The following is a 15295-nucleotide window of genomic DNA, read 5'->3' on the forward strand; positions in this document are numbered from 1 at the left end:
CACCATGGACTTCAACCTGCCCCACGAGCTGACCGAGTTCCTGAAGAACCTCGACCGCTTCATCGACCAGGAGATCAAGCCGCTGCAGGCGAAGGACGACAACGAGCGCTTCTTCGACCACCGCCGGGAATGGGCGCGCACCGATTTCGACAACGGCGGCCTGCCGCGCCCTGAATGGGAGGCGCTGCTGCAGCAGTGCAAGAAGATCGCCGACAAGGCCGGCTTCTACCGGCTGAGCCTGCCCAAGGAATTCGGCGGCCAGGCCATCGGCAACCTCTGGATGAGCGTGATCCGCGACCACCTCGCCAGCAAGGGCCTGGGCCTGTTCAACGATCTGCAGAACGAGCATTCGGTGGTCGGCAACTTCCCGATCATCGTGATGCTGCGCGACTTCGGCACGCCGGCGCAGAAGGACAAGTTCATCACCGGCCAGCTGGAGTTCAAGACCCGCATCACCTTCGGCCTGACCGAGCCCAACCACGGCAGCGACGCCACCCACATGGAGACCAAGGCGGTGCGCGAGACCCGCAACGGCGTGGACGGCTGGCTGATCAACGGCGAGAAGATGTGGACCACCGGCATGCACACCGCCACCCACTGCGCGCTGTTCGCCCGCACCAGCGGCCAGCCGGGCGATGCGCGGGGCATCACCTGCTTCCTGACGCCATGCGACAGCCCGGGCGTGAAGATCGAGGAATACCTCTGGACCTTCAACATGCCCACCGACCACCCGCGGGTGAGCTTCACCAACGTGTGGGTGCCCGCCGATGCGATGTTCGGCGAGGAGGGCCGCGGCCTGCCGCTGGCGCAGAGCTTCGTGCACGAGAACCGCATCCGCCAGGCGGCCAGCAGCCTGGGCGCGGCGGCCTTCTGCGTGGCCGAGAGCGTGCGTTACGCGCGTGAGAGGAAACCCTTTGGTGAGGAACTGGCCCGCAACCAGGGCATCCAATTTCCGCTGGTGGAGCTGGCCACGCAAGTGGAGATGCTGCGCCTGCTGATCCGCAAGACCGCCTGGGAGATGGACCAGATGCCCCACCCCGAGGTGGAGAAGAAGCTCAGCGACAAGGTCTCGATGTGCAACTACTGGGCCAACCGCCTGGTCTGCGAAGCGGCCGACCGGGCCATGCAGGTGCACGGCGGCATCGGCTACAGCCGGCACAAGCCGTTCGAGCACATCTACCGCCACCACCGCCGCTACCGCATCACCGAAGGGTCCGAAGAGATCCAGATGCGCAAGGTGGCCGGCTTCCTGTTCGGCTACATGGGGCCGAACAAGTTCTGACCAGTGCGCCGCGGCTCCTGGTTTTCCAGCGGCGCTGGTTTTCGCGGATTGCCCAGGCCGGGGCGATCACGCAACGTCTTGCGACCCGACCCGTTTGTTCCCACTGATAGGAGACATGCATGAAGACCCTCAGAAGATGGATGCTGACCGCTGGCCTGTCGTTGATGACGGCCTTGGCCGCCACCCCCGCCAGCGCGCAGGAGACCTGGAAGCTGGGCACCGCCGCCCAGCCCGGCTCGGTGCTCTACGACATCGTGATGAAGTTCATCAACGATTTCAACGCGGCCTCGGGCAACGAGCTGAAGCTGGAGTACCAACTGATCGGCAACGAGCAGGAGATGCACCAGCAGGTGGTGCGCGGCCGCATCCAGCTGGGCGCCTCGTCGTTTGCTGGCGGCTCGATCCTGGTGCCCGAGGGCGCGGTGTTCAACACCCCCTACCTGTGGCGCAACGACGAAGAGCGCGCCTGGGTGACCGACAACTTCGGCCTGCCGGTGGCCAAGAAGCTGTATGCCGAGAAGGGCCTGGAGCTGATCCTGGTGGCCGACGTCGGCTGGAACGACATGGTCTGCAAGAACGCCTGCCTGACGCCTGATTCCCTGAAGGGCCAGAAGATGCGGGTGTCGCCGTCACAGGCCTCGCGCATCGTGTTCAAGCAGCTGGGCGCCAACGGCGTGCAGATGCCGCTGACCGAATTCTGGCCCGGCCTGCAGAGCGGCCTGGTGGTCGGCGGTGACCTGCCCTTCCTGTTCTACGTCACCACGCCGGCCGCCCAGAGCGCGCCGCACTATGTGCTGACGCGCCACTACCACCATCCCAGCACCTTCATCATCAACAAGGGCCTGTTCGACGGCATGAAGCCCGAGCTGCGCGCCAAGCTGCTGAAGGCCTTGCCCGACGCCAACTGGGCGCGCAAGCAGGTGGCCGACACCGAGGGCCCGAAGATGAAGGAATTCGTCGCCAAGGGCGGCTTCGTGCACCAGCTGACCGACGCCCAGCGCGAGGCCTGGGCCGCCGTCATCCGCCCGGGCCAGGCCGAGATGGTGCAGGCCATCGGCGGCAAGGCGCAGGAAGTGATGGACGCGCTGAACAACGGCAAGAAGGCCTGGGCCGAGAAGTTCGGCAAGAAGTGAGGCCGGGCACCGCCCCGGGGCTCGGGAAGACCCTGGGGCGAATCGTCTGAACCGACGGTGGCAAAGCGCACTCTGTTTGCCACCATCCCCTCAGTGGTTGGATGCGGCCCGCGTGGCCGCATTTTCCTGTGTCCTTCCTGAAAACCGTCCATCCATCACCCGACTGGAGTCGCCGATGAAATCGCTGCTTGCGCTGTCCCTCACCTGCCTGAGCCTGGCCTGTGCCAGCTCCGCCGCCCTGGCACAGAAAACCTGGAAGGTCGGCTCGGCCGCCCAGCCCGGCTCGGTGCTGATCACGTTCGTCGACGAGACGGCCCAGAAGATCGGCGAAGGCACCAAGGGCGAAGTCAAGGCCGAGCGCCTGTTCATCGGCAGCGAGCAGGAAGCCACGCAGCAGGTGGTGCGCGGCCGCATCGAGATCGGCAGCATCTCCTACACCGGCACCTCCGGCCTGGTGCCCGAGGCCGCGGTGCTGAACATGCCCTACGTCTGGAACAGCACGGCCGAGAAGGATTTCGTCACCGACAAGTTCGCGCTGCCGGTGCTGCGCAAGATCTACGATTCCAAGGGTCTGGTGCTGCTGGGCCTGGGCGAAGTGGGCTGGAACGACGTGGTCTGCAAGAAGGCCTGCCTGACGCCTGATTCGGTCAAGGGCATGAAGGTGCGCATCGCCCCGTCGCCGGCGTCCAAGATGTTCTGGACCTCGCTGAACGCCAACGGCGTGCAGATGCCGCTGTCCGAGCTGTTCCCGGCGCTGCAGAGCGGCCTGGTGGATGCGGCCGACCTGCCCTTCCCGTACTACGTCACCACGCCGGCGGCGCAGAGCGCGCCGCACTATGTGCTGACGCAACACCTGCACCATGGCAGCGTGATCGTCGCCAACAAGGCGGCCTGGGAAACGCTGACGCCGGCGCAGAAGCAGGTGGTGCAGGCGTCGATGCCCGATGTGGTCCGCATGCGCAAGGCCGTGGCCGACGAGCTCGTGTCGAAGATGGACGAGTTCAAGAAGAAGGGCGGCTTCGTGCATGAGCTGACCGCCGCCCAGCGTGCCGAATGGCGCAAGCTGGTGCAGCCCAACCAGGAGGCCCTGATCAAGGACATGGGCCCGGGGGCGCCCGAACTGTGGGCTGCCATCCAGAAGGGCAAGGCCGAGTACGCCGCCAGCGGCGGCAAGTGAGCCGCCCCATGCCACGCTCTGCAGGATGACCCATGCAAGCAGTCCAGAAATTCTTGAAAGCGCTGTGGACGGTGGAGGCGACGATCTGCGTCGCTGCCTTCTGCGCCACCGCGCTGGCGCTGATGGCCGACGTGCTCGCCCGCGAGTTCTTCGGCAACGGCATCTTCGGTGCCCAACGCTTCGCGGTGTGGGGCAATGCGATTTCCGGGCTGCTGGGTTTTGCCCTGGTCACGGCCGAGCGTGGCCACCTGCGGCCGCAGTTTGCCGACAAGCTGCTGCCCAAGGCACTGGAGCCGCATGCCGACCGCATCGGTGAAGTGCTGTCTGCGGTGATCTGCCTGGGCATGGCCTGGTATGCGGTGAAGTTCGTGCAGAGCTCGGCCGCGCTGGGTGAGCGTGGCATGGCCATCCCCATCCTGGTGTGGCCGATCCAGCTGGTGCTGGTCTGGATGTTCCTGTCGTCGGCGCTGCGCCACCTGGCATTCGCCCGCTGGCCGGAACTGCGCCCCGTGCCGCGCTCGGAGGTGCCGTCATGAGCTGGCTCATCCTGCTGGTCCTGATCGTGGCGCTGCTGGCGCTGCGGCAAAGCCTGGTGCTGGTGTTCGCCGTCGCGGCGGGCTACATCCATGTCTTCATCGCCAACAGCAAGCTGGAATTCCTGATCCAGGACTTCTGGTTCACGGTCGACCGCGAGGTGCTGCTGTCGATTCCGCTGTTCATCCTGGCCGGCAACGTGATGTCGCGCGGCACCATCGCCCAGCGGCTGATCGGCTTCATGACGACGATCACCTCGCCCATCCCGGGCGGCATGGGCATCGCCTGCATCCTGAGCTGCGCGGCCTTCGCGGCCATCAACGGCTCGTCCATCGTCACCATGCTGGCCATCGGCTCGGTGATGTACCCGGCCATGGTGTCGCGCGGCTACAGCAAGAGCTTTGCGCTGGGCGCGGTGGCCTCGGCCGGCACGCTGGGCATCATCATCCCGCCGTCGATCCCGCTGATCCTCTACGGCATCATGACCGAGCGGAACATCGCGCAGCTGTTCGTCGCCGGCATCGGCCCGGGCCTGCTGCTGACGTTCATGTTCGCGATGTACTCGTTTGCCGTCAACCGCAAGATCGGCCGCGAGCGCTACACGCTGCAGCAGGCCTGGAAGTCGTTCACCGACGGCATCTTCGCGCTGATGCTGCCGGTCATCATCATCGGCGGCATCTACTCGGGCTACTTCAGCCCGACCGAATCCGCCGCGGTGGCGCTGGCCTATGCGCTGTTGATCGAGTTCTTCGTGCACAAGCGCGAGAAGCAGCCCGAGCGGCCGGCCGACACCGGCGGGCTGGCCGGCCTGCGCTACTTCTTCGCCACCCGGGCGATGAACGGCAAGGAACTGATCGAGACGGTGCTGGAGACCACCCGGTTGCTGGCCACGCTGCTGCCGCTGCTGTGCATTGCGGGCAGCCTGAACACCATCCTTGACCACTCGGGCGCGCCCAAGCAGATGGTCGAGTACATGGTCAGCGCCATCGACAACCGCTGGATGCTGATGTTCATGATCAACATCCTGCTGCTGATCGTGGGCTGCCTGATGGACGCGGGCTCGGCGATCCTGATCCTGGCGCCGCTGCTGGAGCCGCTGGCCGTGGCCAAGGGCTTCGACCCCATCCACTTCGGCATCATCATGATCGCCAACCTGGAGATCGGCTATCTGACTCCGCCGGTGGGCCTGAACCTGATCGTGGCGATGGCGGCGTTCAAGGAATCCTTTGCCGTCATCTGCAAGGCCGTGATCCCGTTCATCATCATCATGGTGGTGTGGCTGACGATCGTGGCCACAGTGCCGGCCATCTCGCTGTACCTGGTGGGCAAGTAGCCCGCCAAGGGCCCGCCGGCGGGCTGCAGGGCGGTGTGCCCGCGGTTCAGCCGGGGTTGAACGACATCACGCGGCCCCGGTTGTCGGTGCGGCAGACGAAGCGCGCACCCGACATCCGGATCACGAACTCCCAGGTGCCCGGGCGCACCTCGGTGCTGCGCTCGATGGTGCCGTCGGTGGCGCCCTGGCTGCTGTTCTGCATCATGCACATCGCCGGGTCCGGCGCCTGCGGGCGGCCCCCGCCATGCGATGGCCGGTCCGGCGGCATCGGCGGACGGCCGCCGTTGTCGCATTCGCTGTTGTTCACCGGGCGGATGGTCTGGAAGCGGCCATCGGCCACCCGCACCTCGATGCAGCCGCGCTGCGGCGTGCGCCAGAACACGAAGCGGCCGCCCGGCGCGCTCTGGTTGCGGGTCTCGCGGTAGCCGCGCCGCTGCAGTTCCGATTCGCCGCTGGAGGCGCGCACGCCCACCAGGTCGCCGTGGCCGTTGCCGTTGGGGCCGCCAGGGTTCGGATGGCCGCCATTGCCCCAGCCGCCGCCCTGGCCAGGCCGGTCGTTCCAGCCGTCGCGGGTCTCGAACACGCCGCCGCAGCCGTCGGTCACATAGAGGCCCTGGCGCGTCTCGTCCCAGTTGCGGCCCTTCACGCAGGTGGTCTTGCTGATCTGCCGCACCAGCACCACCTCGCCGCGGCCGCGCAAGCTGCAGTCCTCGCGCTGGTTGTTGCGGGACTGGCAGGTGACGCTGGCGGCCAGAGCCGGCCCGCCCAGCAGGAGCAGGGCGGCCGCGGCGGCCAGACGATGGTAGAAGCGTCGCATGGTGGTGTGCCGGACAAAAGTGGAGGCCAGGCGATGCTAAGCGCGCCAGCGCCCGGGATCCAGCCGCCGCGCTCAACCCGCCAGCAGCTTGTGCACCAGCTCGGGCGTGGTGGCCGCGCCCACCTTGCGCATCAGGCGGGCGCGGTACACGTCCACCGTGCGCGGGCTGATGCCCAGGCGCTTGCCGATCAGCTTGCTGGTCAGGCCGTCGATCAGCAGGGCGGCGATCTCGCGCTCGCGGGCGGTGAAGTCCACCGTCAGCTTGCGCTTGGCCGACAGGTCCTCGAACGCCCAGATGCCGGCGGCATGCGGCTGCGCCGGGTCCAGCGCCCGGCCGGTGACATGGCACCAGAACAGCGTGCCGCGCTGCGGGCCGTCCAGCCGCTTCATCACCCGGTCGTCGGCATACCAGCCCTGGGCATCCAGGCTGGCGACGATGCGCGCGCCGGTGCGCTCGAATTCATCGGTGCTGGGGTACAGCACCTCGAAACTCTGGCCCACCAGCTGGTCGCGCTGGGCGCCGAACATCGCCAGCAGCTGCCGGTTGCAGTCGACGATCTGCCGCTGGCGGCTGAGCACCAGGCCGATGGGCGCGAGATCGAACGCCGTCCGGTAGTCCAGCGCCGGAGGCGTCACAACAGCGCGTAGGTGGTGGTGGCGTGCGCGGCCAGCCTGCCGCCGGCGTCCAGCACCTCGATCTCGCCGAAGACCAGGTTCTTGCCCAGGCGCAGCACCCGGCCGATGACCTTGGCCTCGCCGGCGGCATCGGTGCGGCTGCCGGCGATGGGGCGCAGGAAGCTGGTCTGCAGCTGCACCGTGGTCATCGGCTGGAAGCCGCCCAGCTGGCTGCTGATGGCCAGGATCATCGCAGTGTCGGCCGCGGCCATCACCGTCTGCCCGCACAGCACGCCGCCCACATGCACATGCAGCGGCACGATGGGCAGGGCCAGCGTCACCTCGCCCGGGCTGGCGCTGAGCACCCGCATGCCGAGCTGCGCCACCCAGGGCGACACCAGGTCGGTCAGCATGGCCTGCAGCGCAGGCAGGTCGGTCAGTGGCGTGGCCGGCATCACGGGGCTCCTGGGGGTTTAGGCGATTTTACGTAACGACTACGTAATGCATTAAGCAGTACGCTCAGCGCCGCCGGCCGGTTGTGTGCCCGTGCCGGCGCCACCCCCACCACCTTCAGCGAAGGGCCCTCCCCGATGAACAAGATCTTTCCCAGTGCGGCGGCAGCGCTGGACGGCATCGTCGCCGACGACCAGCTGCTGGCCGTGGGCGGCTTCGGCCTGTGCGGCATCCCCGAGGCGCTGATCGACGCGCTGCGCGATTCCGGCAGGAAGAACCTCACCGTCATCAGCAACAACGCCGGTGTCGACGGCTTCGGTCTGGGCAAGCTGCTGGAGACGCGCCAGATCAGCAAGATGATCAGCAGCTACGTGGGCGAGAACAAGGAGTTCGAGCGCCAGTACCTGGCGGGCGAGCTGCAGCTGGAGTTCACGCCCCAGGGCACGCTGGCCGAGAAGCTGCGCGCCGGCGGCGCCGGCATCCCGGCCTTCTTCACCCGCACCGGCGTGGGCACGCTGGTGGCCGAGGGCAAGGAGCTGCGCGAGTTCGACGGCCACACCTACGTGATGGAGCGCAGCCTGGTGCCCGACGTGGCCTTGGGCAAGGCCTGGAAGGCCGACAAGAGCGGCAACCTGGTGTTCCGCCGCACCGCGCGCAACTTCAACCCGGCCGTCATCATGGCCGGCAAGATCAGCGTGGTGGAGGTGGAGGAGATCGTCGAGACCGGCAGCCTGGACCCGGACAGCATCCACCTGCCCGGCATCTACGTCAGCCGCCTGGTGCTGAATGCCACGCCCGAGAAGCGCATCGAGAAGCGCACCACCAAGCAGAACCCGAAGGGAGTTTGAGATGGCCTGGACCCATGACCAGATGGCCGCCCGCGCGGCCCAGGAACTGCAGGACGGCTTCTACGTCAACCTCGGCATCGGCCTGCCCACGCTGGTGGCCAACTTCGTGTCGCCCGACATCGAGGTGTGGCTGCAGAGCGAGAACGGCATGCTCGGCATCGGCGCCTTCCCCGACGAGAGCGAGGTCGACCCCGACCTGATCAACGCCGGCAAGCAGACGGTGACCACGCTGCCCGGCAGCAGCATCTTCGGCAGCCACGACAGCTTCGCCATGATCCGCGGCGGCAAGATCAACCTGAGCATCCTGGGCGCGATGCAGGTCAGCGCCCGTGGCGACCTGGCCAACTGGATGATCCCCGGCAAGATGGTCAAGGGCATGGGCGGCGCCATGGACCTGGTGGCCGGCGTGGCCCGGGTGCTGGTGCTGATGGAGCACGTGGCCAAGAAGAAGGACGGCAGCATCGACCTGAAGATCCTGCCCGAGTGCACCCTGCCGCTGACAGGCAAGGCGGTGGTCAACCGCCTGATCACCGACCTGTGCGTGCTGGACGTGACGCCGGCCGGCCTGAAGGTGGTGGAGCTGGCCCCCGGGGTATCGCCGGAGGAACTGCAGCAGAAGACCGGCGTGGCGCTGGTCTTCTGATCAGCGGCCCGGGCCGGCCAGCGCCCGCGCGCAGTCGGCCACCAGCTCGGGCCCCTTGTAGATCAGCCCGGTGTAGACCTGCACCAGGTCCGCCCCGGCGGCGATCTTGGCCTGGGCATCGCGGCCGCTCAGCACGCCGCCCACGCCGATGATCGGGTAGCCGCTGCCCAGCGCCGCCCGCAGCTGGGCGATCACCCGGTTGCTGGCCTCGAACACCGGCCGGCCGCTCAGGCCGCCGGCCTCGTCGGCATGCGGCAGGCCGGCCACGGCCTCCCGGGCGATGGTGGTGTTGGTGGCGATCACGCCGTCGATGCCGTTGTGCCGCAGCGTGGCCGCGATCACGCCGACCTGCGCCTCATCGAGATCGGGCGCGATCTTCACGAACATCGGCACCTGGCGGCCATGCTGCCTGGCCAGCTGCTGCCGGCGCTGCTGCAGCGCGCCCAGCAGCGCGTCCAGCGCTTCGTCGCTCTGCAGCGCGCGCAGGTTCTTGGTGTTGGGGCTGCTGATGTTCACCGTCACATAGTCGGCATGCGGGTACACGCCGTCGAGGCAGGCCAGGTAGTCGCTGGCGGCATCCTCGATCGCGGTGGCGGCGTTCTTGCCGATGTTCAGGCCCAGGATGCCGCCCGCGGCGCGGAAGCTGCGCGCCCGCTGCACATTCGCCAGAAAGGCCGCCAGGCCCTCGTTGTTGAAGCCCAGGCGGTTGATCAGCGCATCTTTCGCCGGCAGGCGGAACATGCGCGGCTTGGGATTGCCCGGCTGGCCCTTGGGCGTGACCGTGCCCACCTCGATGAAGCCGAAGCCCATCGCGCCCAGGCCGTCGATGCAGCGGCCGTTCTTGTCCAGGCCGGCGGCCAGGCCGATGCGGTTGGGGAACTTCAAGCCGGCCACGGTGACCGGGTCGGCCACCCGGGGCTGCTGCCACAGGCATTGCAGCGGCGTGTTCTGCAGCGTGGCGATGGATTCCAGCGTCAGCTCATGGGCGCGCTCGGGGTCGAGCCCGAACAGGAAGGGGCGGGTCAGCGCGTAGGGGATCAAAGCCATAATCCCGGATTGTCCCAGAGGGGCTGCAGCGCCCCGTTTTGCGCCATGAACCAGGATGAATTGAAGGCCCAGGATGCCCAGAACGCGCTGAAGGCGCTGGTGGGCCGCGCCGCGTTGGATGTGGTGGTGCCCGGCACCGTGGTGGGCGTGGGCACCGGCTCCACCGTCAACTGCTTCATCGACGCGCTGGGCACGATCAAGGACCGCATCGCCGGCGCCGTCAGCAGCTCGGTGGCCAGCACCCAGCGGCTGCAGGCGCTGGGCATCCGGGTGCTGGACGCCAACGAGGTCGAGCGCATCCCGGTCTACATCGACGGTGCCGACGAGATCGACCACCGCGGCCACATGGTCAAGGGCGGCGGCGCGGCGCTGACGCGCGAGAAGATCGTGGCCGACCTGGCGGAGCGCTTCGTCTGCATCGCCGACCAGAGCAAGCTGGTGGACGTGATGGGCCGCTTTCCGCTGCCGGTGGAGGTGATCCCGATGGCGGTGGCGCAGGTGGCGCGGCGTTTCGCGGCGGCCTACGGCGGCGTGGCCACGGTGCGTGCCGGGGTGACCACCGACAACGGCAACCTGATCCTCGACGTGCGCGGCCTGCAGATCAGCGACCCGCTGGCCATGGAGACCGAGGTCAACCAGTGGCCCGGCGTGGTGACGGTGGGCATCTTCGCCCGCCACCGCGCCCGGCTGTGCCTGCTGGGCACGCCCACCGGCGTGCAGCGCCTGTCATTCGACTGACGGCCGCGCCGCCCGCCGCACCGCGCGGGAACCGAAGCGCGCCACGTCCAGCGCATCCACCAGCGCTGCCGGCACGGGCAGCGGGTCGCCGGTCAGCCAGGCCGCCAGCAAGTCGGCGCCCAGCGGCGCCTGGGTGATGCCGCGCGAGCCCAGCGCGGTGAAGACGGCCAGCCCGGGCTGGCGCGGCACCCGACGCGGCTGGTCGGCCGGGCGGCTGGATGCGGTGCCCGCGGCCGGCAGCGGGCCCAGCAGCGGCAGGCGGTCGCTGGCCAGCAGGCGCCAGCCGACACGGCCGTCCAGCTGGCCTGCATTCGCCGGGGGCGACCAGCCCGTCAGCCGGGCCAGCGTGGACAGGTTGTGCTGGTGGTCGGCCCAGCGCACCGTGGGGTCGGCATCGCCGCGCTGCGACGTGGCGCCGCACAGCAGGCGGCCATCGGCCAGCGGCAGCACATAGCCGGCATCGGCCACTGGGCGGGGCAGGGTGGGTGCACCCGGCAGGCCGGCCGGCAGCAGCGTGGTCTGGCCGCGCACGGTCTGCAGCGGCCAGTCGGCGCCGGCCAGACGCTGCGTGTCGGCGGCGTTGCACAGCACCACCGCATCCACCTCGGCCAGCACCTGGCCATCGGCACCCAGCAGCCGCCAGCCGGCCGGTGTCGGTTGCAGCGCCTGCACGGTGGTTCCCCAGCGGCAGGCGATGCCTGGGTGCTGCAGCCAATGGGCGGACAGCGCTGCCGGCGCCGCCCAGCCACCGCCGGGGTACAACCAGGCGGCCCCCGCGCCTTGGGGCTGCACCTGCAGGTAGTCGGGCGGCAGGGCCAGGTTGTCCAGCAGCTGCTGCATCGCTGTGGATGTCAGCGCTTGCTCACCACGCAACAGGCCGTGCATGGCGCCCGGCACCGCACCGCTGTCGATCAGCGGCTGCAGCACCCGTGCCGCCTGCAGTGCTGCGGCGCGCAGCCAGCGGGCGTGGACACCGTCCTGCGCATGCACGACGCCGTGGAACAAGCCGCCGGCGTTGCCTGATGTCTCGCGCGCGGGGCCGGCTTGCCGGTCGATCACCTGCACCGCCAGGCCGCGGCGGGCCAGCGCCGCGGCGGTGGCTGCGCCGGCCAGGCCGGCACCCACCACGGCCACCGTCTGCACGCCGGTCAGCGGCTGGCGGCCGGGTGGCGCCGGCGGCGTGAAGCGGGGCGCGAACACGCCGGCGGTCATCTCCCGCTTGCCGCCCCAGCCCGGTCGCTTCTCCACCTGGAAGCCTGCTGCCTGCAGGCCCTGGCGCACCGCGCTGGCCACGCTCCAGGTGGCCAGGGTGGCGCCGGGCGCGGCCAGGCGCGGCAACTGGCGCAGGCGCCAGGGATCCCACATGGCCGGGTTGCGATCGGGCGCGAAGCCGTCGAGGTAGAAGGCGTCGGCCTGCAGCACCAGCTCGGGCAGCACCTGGGCGATGTCGCCGAAGGCCAGCAGCAGCCGCACCCGGCCGCCGGCCAGGTCGACGAGGTGCATGTCGGGTGTCAGCGGCGGCCAGGCGCGCAGCAGCTCGGCGGACAGCGCCGGCAGCGGCGACGCGGCATGGGCACGGGCCATGTCGTCACGCCGCGGCGGGTGCTTCTCGATGACCACGTACCACAGCGTGTCGCAGCGCCGGGCGTCCTGCTGCCAGGCATCCCAGGTGGCCAGGAAGTTGTGGCCCAGGCCGAAACCGGTCTCCAGCACCACGAAGCGCCGGCGCCCGGCCCAGCGCCCGGGCAGGCCGTTGCCGGCCAGAAAGACATGGCGCGCCTGGCCCAGTGCGCCGGCGCGGGCGTGGTACAGGTCGCCGAAATCGGGTGCGCTGGGCACCTGCGCATCGCTGAAGTCGATGCGCGCCGGCTGCAGCGGGCCCCAGCTCACACCGGCTGCGACTGCCGCGCCAGCCAGCGCAGCAGCGCCGGGCGGGCGCGTGTCAGGCCGCGGTAGTCCAGCACCGCGTCGCTCATCGAGGCCAGCGCATCGTGCACCCGTGCAGCCTGGGCCGGCATGGCGAAGGCGCGGGTCAGCGGCGTCACATTCACCAGGATGGTGAACACCGACTGCCGCGCACCGGGCACCGGGATGAAGGTCTGGCGCTCGGTGCGGAACCAGGTCTGCGCGGCCAGCTGGTCGTCGTCCAGCCCCGCGGCCCAGCGCGCGGGGTCCACCCGTTGCGGATGTCCGTGCAGGCGGGGGTGGGCGGTCAGGGTCCAGACAAAGCGCTCCCACGGCTCGCTCGACGTGACCAGCTTCACCAACTGCGGCGCGGCGCCGACGATCAGCCGGTTGTCGGCCACCGGCGCATGGGCCTCGGCGAAGCTGCGGCCCACCTTCTCCTCGGGCGCCCACATCGACGGCAGTGCCACCGCCAGCCAGGGCAGGGTGCCGGTGGCGCCGTCGACCACCGCAAAGTCCTCGGCGAAGGCCAGGCTCAGCAGCGCGGCGCGGCGCCAGGGGCGGTCGATGGCCAGCAGCAGCGGCCCGATCTCGGGCAGCACGTCGCCATGGGCCTGTGGCTGCTCGTCGGCATCCAGCGTCCAGCCCAGCCAGGGCGCATGCCATCGGCCGCCGTCGATCTGCAGCGCCTGGGGATGCTCGGCGGCCGCGTGGTTGGCCAGGGCCTGCAGGGCCGGCCCGGGGTCGAAACCGGTGGCGCCCAGCAGCGCCTGCGGGGCATGGGCGCCCAGCACGGCCAGCTTCTCGCCCAGGTGGCCCGCCGGGCCGCCCGGGCCCGGACGCAGCGGCGTGAGCTGCTGCGCACCCGGCGCCAGCCGGCGCAGCCCGGGCTGCATGCGGTGCGGCAGGTGCACCGCGGCGTCGAAGTCGAAGGCCATGGCAGGAACGGTATCACCGCCGCGCGGGCAGCAAAAAGGGCACCGAGGTGCCCTTGTTGGCCAAGCGCAGAGAGTGATCAGACGCGCTTGCGGTACTCGTGCGTGCGGGTGTCGATTTCGATCATGTCGCCCTGGGCGACGAAGATCGGCACCGGGATCTCGAAGCCGGTGGCGATCTTGGCCGGCTTGAGCACCTTGCCCGAGGTGTCGCCCTTGACGGCCGGCTCGGTCCAGGTCACTTCACGCACCACGCTGGTGGGCAGTTCGACCGAGATGGCCTTGCCGTCGTAGAACACCACTTCCACCGGCATGTTGTCTTCCAGGTACTGGATGGCGTCGCCCATGTTCTCGGCTTCCACCTCGAACTGGTTGTAGTCGCCGTCCATGAAGACGTACATCGGGTCGGCGAAGTAGGTGTAGGTGCACTCCTTCTTGTCCAGGACGATCTGGTCCATCTTGTCGTCGGCCTTGAACACCGTCTCGGTGGCCTGGTTGTTCAGCAGGCTCTTGAGCTTCATGCGCACGGTGGCCGAGTTGCGGCCGCCGCGGGAGTATTCGGTCTTGAGCACGACCCACGGGTCCTTGCCCTGCATGATGACGTTGCCGGCGCGGATTTCTTGAGCGATTTTCATGGGGGTTCCCGGGGATGTGGACCGGTGGTGGCCAGCCGAGCTGCGACGTGCGCAGCGGGCTTGACTGGCGACAATGACGCCGGTCGGCGTGAAGCAAAGCCCGCGATTTTAGCCGGATTTCATGGCCATCCGGCTGCCGGCGAAGGCCAGCAGCTGGGTGACCAGGTCGGCCTGGGCGTGCAATCCGGCCTGCCAGCGGCGCTGTTGTGCGGCCCAGGCGGCCAGGTCGGGCAGGGCCAGCGGCTGGTCGTCGGCGGCCGTCTCCAGGCCGTTGACCAGCCGCTGCGCCCGGCGCACGGCGGTGGCCAATGGCGCCGGCGCGCCGGCCAGCAGCCGGTCCATCCAGGCGTCCAGCTTGGACGCATGGGCGCCGTCGCTCTGCGGGTAGATCTGCCACAGCACCGGACCGGCGCCCACCAGCTGGGCGCGCACGAAGGAATCCTCGCCGCGCACCAGGGCCAGGTCGGCGGCGGCCAGCAGCTGGTCGAAGTCGGTCTGCGGCAGCCAGGGCAGGGCCTGTGCGCGCAGGCCCGGCGGCAGGGGTTGGCTGGCCAGCTGTGCCTGCAATGGCCCCTGGGGCAGCCACAGCAGCGTGGGCGGGCCGGCCAGCGCGGCCAGCAGGGCCGGCAGCGCCGGGTTGGCATAGCCGAACAGCAGCACCGCGCGTTCGCCGTCGGCTGGCGCCCAGCCGCGCTGCGCCAGCCAGGCGCGGGCTGCGGCGGCGGTGGGCGGCGGCGGGTGCTGCAGCAGCCCGCCGGTGGCCGGCGTGAAGCCGGGGTAGAAGAACCAGGTGTCCAGGCCGGCGCCGGGGCCGCTGAAGCGCGGCGAGCGCAGGCCGTGGCTGCGCTCCACATAGGCCTCCGCGCTGAGGTATTCGAGGTTGATCCACACCGGGGGCTGCGGCTGTGCGGCCATGCGGGCGACAAAGCCATCGGGCGGCGCCGCGCCGAAGGTTTCGACGACCACGTCGCCTGGCTCACTGGCCTGCGCGGCCGCATCCCAGGCCTGCACTGTGACACCCGGCGCGCCACCCGGCGCCAGCCAGGCCAGCGCGCTGGCATCGTCGATCCACAGCCGCACCGTGTGGCCGCGGGCGGCCAGCGCGCTGCTGAGCCGCCAGCTGACGCCGACATCGCCGAAGTTGTCGATCACCCGGCAGAACACATCCCAGTGCCAGCGCTCCATCTGCGGAATTGTGGC

16 protein-coding genes are annotated in these 15295 nt (G+C 69.5%); 8 read left to right on the forward strand and 8 right to left on the reverse strand.

Annotated features, from left to right (window positions below; genetic code table 11):
• Nucleotides 1-4: 4 nt before the first annotated feature.
• From FFT10_RS12040 to FFT10_RS12060, 5 genes are all read left to right on the forward strand, one after another.
• Nucleotides 5-1282 (forward strand): acyl-CoA dehydrogenase family protein, encoded by a 1278-nt coding sequence (locus tag FFT10_RS12040; RefSeq protein WP_137733066.1) that lies wholly within the window; start codon nt 5-7, stop codon nt 1280-1282.
• 119 nt (nt 1283-1401) lie between these two features.
• Nucleotides 1402-2415: a TRAP transporter substrate-binding protein gene (locus FFT10_RS12045; protein ID WP_137733067.1), complete on the forward strand. Its 1014-nt coding sequence runs from the start codon at nt 1402-1404 to the stop codon at nt 2413-2415.
• 175 nt (nt 2416-2590) lie between these two features.
• Nucleotides 2591-3592, forward strand: a complete 1002-nt coding sequence (locus tag FFT10_RS12050; protein ID WP_137733068.1) for a TRAP transporter substrate-binding protein — start codon at nt 2591-2593, stop codon at nt 3590-3592.
• A 32-nt stretch (nt 3593-3624) separates the two neighbouring features.
• Entirely contained in the window at nt 3625-4128 is a 504-nt protein-coding gene (locus FFT10_RS12055; protein WP_137733069.1) for a TRAP transporter small permease, read from the forward strand.
• Nucleotides 4125-5459, forward strand: coding sequence for a TRAP transporter large permease (locus FFT10_RS12060; protein ID WP_137733070.1), 1335 nt, complete (start codon nt 4125-4127; stop codon nt 5457-5459). The genes FFT10_RS12055 and FFT10_RS12060 overlap by 4 nt, the downstream gene beginning before the upstream one ends.
• A gap of 46 nt (nt 5460-5505) precedes the next feature.
• On the opposite strand, the gene FFT10_RS12065 is transcribed toward FFT10_RS12060, so the two are convergent.
• From FFT10_RS12065 to FFT10_RS12075, 3 genes are all read right to left on the reverse strand, one after another.
• Complete coding sequence (locus tag FFT10_RS12065) at nt 5506-6276, reverse strand: DUF3011 domain-containing protein (RefSeq protein WP_137733071.1); 771 nt, start codon at nt 6274-6276, stop codon at nt 5506-5508.
• A gap of 72 nt (nt 6277-6348) precedes the next feature.
• A complete protein-coding gene (locus tag FFT10_RS12070; protein ID WP_137733072.1) occupies nt 6349-6912 on the reverse strand; it encodes a PAS and helix-turn-helix domain-containing protein in 564 nt (187 codons plus the stop codon).
• Nucleotides 6909-7346 carry a PaaI family thioesterase gene (locus FFT10_RS12075; protein ID WP_137733073.1) on the reverse strand — a complete coding sequence of 146 codons (438 nt, stop codon included), beginning with the start codon at nt 7344-7346 and terminating at the stop codon, nt 6909-6911. Before FFT10_RS12075 ends, FFT10_RS12070 begins: the two co-directional genes overlap by 4 nt.
• A 135-nt stretch (nt 7347-7481) precedes the next feature.
• On the opposite strand from FFT10_RS12075, the gene FFT10_RS12080 reads away from it, so the two are divergent.
• Together FFT10_RS12080 and FFT10_RS12085 are read left to right on the forward strand one after the other, a co-directional pair.
• Nucleotides 7482-8192 carry a CoA transferase subunit A gene (locus FFT10_RS12080; RefSeq protein ID WP_137733074.1) on the forward strand — a complete coding sequence of 237 codons (711 nt, stop codon included), beginning with the start codon at nt 7482-7484 and terminating at the stop codon, nt 8190-8192.
• A 1-nt stretch (nt 8193) separates the two neighbouring features.
• Entirely contained in the window at nt 8194-8835 is a 642-nt protein-coding gene (locus tag FFT10_RS12085; protein ID WP_137733075.1) for a 3-oxoacid CoA-transferase subunit B, read from the forward strand.
• Here FFT10_RS12085 and FFT10_RS12090 read toward each other — a convergent pair whose 3' ends face one another.
• Complete coding sequence (locus FFT10_RS12090) at nt 8836-9882, reverse strand: quinone-dependent dihydroorotate dehydrogenase (protein ID WP_137733076.1); 1047 nt, start codon at nt 9880-9882, stop codon at nt 8836-8838.
• 45 nt (nt 9883-9927) lie between these two features.
• Between FFT10_RS12090 and rpiA the strand changes: the two genes are divergently transcribed.
• Nucleotides 9928-10620, forward strand: coding sequence for a ribose-5-phosphate isomerase RpiA (rpiA, locus tag FFT10_RS12095; RefSeq protein ID WP_137733077.1), 693 nt, complete (start codon nt 9928-9930; stop codon nt 10618-10620).
• Here the strand turns inward: rpiA and mnmC are convergent.
• The 4 genes from mnmC to earP all read right to left on the reverse strand — a co-directional run bounded on the left by mnmC (nt 10609) and on the right by earP (nt 15280).
• Complete coding sequence (gene mnmC, locus FFT10_RS12100) at nt 10609-12510, reverse strand: bifunctional tRNA (5-methylaminomethyl-2-thiouridine)(34)-methyltransferase MnmC2/FAD-dependent 5-carboxymethylaminomethyl-2-thiouridine(34) oxidoreductase MnmC1 (protein WP_137733078.1); 1902 nt, start codon at nt 12508-12510, stop codon at nt 10609-10611. The genes rpiA and mnmC overlap by 12 nt on opposite strands.
• The gene (locus FFT10_RS12105) at nt 12507-13463 is read right to left on the reverse strand and encodes a heme-dependent oxidative N-demethylase subunit alpha family protein (protein WP_137733079.1); all 957 of its coding nucleotides are present in this window, start codon (nt 13461-13463) and stop codon (nt 12507-12509) included. Before FFT10_RS12105 ends, mnmC begins: the two co-directional genes overlap by 4 nt.
• 77 nt (nt 13464-13540) lie before the next feature.
• Nucleotides 13541-14095: an elongation factor P gene (efp, locus tag FFT10_RS12110; RefSeq protein WP_137733080.1), complete on the reverse strand. Its 555-nt coding sequence runs from the start codon at nt 14093-14095 to the stop codon at nt 13541-13543.
• 108 nt (nt 14096-14203) lie between these two features.
• Nucleotides 14204-15280: an elongation factor P maturation arginine rhamnosyltransferase EarP gene (gene earP, locus FFT10_RS12115; RefSeq protein WP_137733081.1), complete on the reverse strand. Its 1077-nt coding sequence runs from the start codon at nt 15278-15280 to the stop codon at nt 14204-14206.
• Nucleotides 15281-15295 lie beyond the last annotated feature (15 nt).

Source organism: Pseudaquabacterium pictum, assembly GCF_005403045.1.
Lineage (GTDB): Bacteria > Pseudomonadota > Gammaproteobacteria > Burkholderiales > Burkholderiaceae_C > Pseudaquabacterium > Pseudaquabacterium pictum.

Coding starts and splice junctions, on each gene's coding strand:
- FFT10_RS12040 (WP_137733066.1), top strand. CDS start 5: ATGGACTTCAACCTGCCCCACGAGCTGACCGAGTTCCTGAAGAACCTC.
- FFT10_RS12045 (WP_137733067.1), top strand. CDS start 1,402: ATGAAGACCCTCAGAAGATGGATGCTGACCGCTGGCCTGTCGTTGATG.
- FFT10_RS12050 (WP_137733068.1), top strand. CDS start 2,591: ATGAAATCGCTGCTTGCGCTGTCCCTCACCTGCCTGAGCCTGGCCTGT.
- FFT10_RS12055 (WP_137733069.1), top strand. CDS start 3,625: ATGCAAGCAGTCCAGAAATTCTTGAAAGCGCTGTGGACGGTGGAGGCG.
- FFT10_RS12060 (WP_137733070.1), top strand. CDS start 4,125: ATGAGCTGGCTCATCCTGCTGGTCCTGATCGTGGCGCTGCTGGCGCTG.
- FFT10_RS12065 (WP_137733071.1), bottom strand. CDS start 6,276: ATGCGACGCTTCTACCATCGTCTGGCCGCCGCGGCCGCCCTGCTCCTG.
- FFT10_RS12075 (WP_137733073.1), bottom strand. CDS start 7,346: ATGCCGGCCACGCCACTGACCGACCTGCCTGCGCTGCAGGCCATGCTG.
- FFT10_RS12080 (WP_137733074.1), top strand. CDS start 7,482: ATGAACAAGATCTTTCCCAGTGCGGCGGCAGCGCTGGACGGCATCGTC.
- FFT10_RS12085 (WP_137733075.1), top strand. CDS start 8,194: ATGGCCTGGACCCATGACCAGATGGCCGCCCGCGCGGCCCAGGAACTG.
- FFT10_RS12090 (WP_137733076.1), bottom strand. CDS start 9,882: ATGGCTTTGATCCCCTACGCGCTGACCCGCCCCTTCCTGTTCGGGCTC.
- rpiA (WP_137733077.1), top strand. CDS start 9,928: ATGAACCAGGATGAATTGAAGGCCCAGGATGCCCAGAACGCGCTGAAG.
- FFT10_RS12105 (WP_137733079.1), bottom strand. CDS start 13,463: ATGGCCTTCGACTTCGACGCCGCGGTGCACCTGCCGCACCGCATGCAG.
- efp (WP_137733080.1), bottom strand. CDS start 14,095: ATGAAAATCGCTCAAGAAATCCGCGCCGGCAACGTCATCATGCAGGGC.
- earP (WP_137733081.1), bottom strand. CDS start 15,280: ATGGAGCGCTGGCACTGGGATGTGTTCTGCCGGGTGATCGACAACTTC.